Origin of the sequence: Bradyrhizobium cosmicum (assembly GCF_032290525.1) — a bacterium.
Taxonomy (GTDB): Bacteria; Pseudomonadota; Alphaproteobacteria; order Rhizobiales; family Xanthobacteraceae; genus Bradyrhizobium; species Bradyrhizobium cosmicum_A.
This window is the reverse complement of record NZ_JASXTA010000112.1, coordinates 1-332: the sequence shown is the minus strand read 5'-3', so window position 1 is coordinate 332 and position 332 is coordinate 1. Positions and strand designations below refer to the sequence as shown.

1 protein-coding gene is annotated in these 332 nt (G+C 57.8%); it reads right to left on the bottom strand.

Annotation, left to right across the window (positions count from 1 at the left end; all coding sequences use genetic code 11):
• Positions 1 to 22 precede the first annotated feature (22 nt).
• On the bottom strand, positions 23 to 332 hold a 310-nt coding region (locus QSV46_RS39275; RefSeq protein WP_314964030.1), incomplete at its 5' end, for a hypothetical protein.

Genomic DNA, 332 nt, shown 5'->3' with positions numbered 1-332 from the left:
CATGGCTCCAAGAGGAGTAGGATCAGACTCCAACTCGCGCTCCTCCCAGCACTATCGTCTGAGCTTGGCCCTTCGGCGAAGTGGCAGCATCGCTCCAAGAGGTCCGCTTATTGAGGCACGGCGGACGGGATTTGCTCAGGTTGAGTTCTTCGCATTTTGACCCGAAGCGGGCGTCGATCTGAAGGGCCTTCGTGTGATACAGCGTGCGTACCCCAATTTCTGCGATATCATCCGTTTGCACGAACGCCCGCACTTGATGCATCTTTACTGTGCGCGTGGCCGCGGGGGAGATGAAGCCATGACCACGAATGCTTTCTCGGACCTTACGCGGC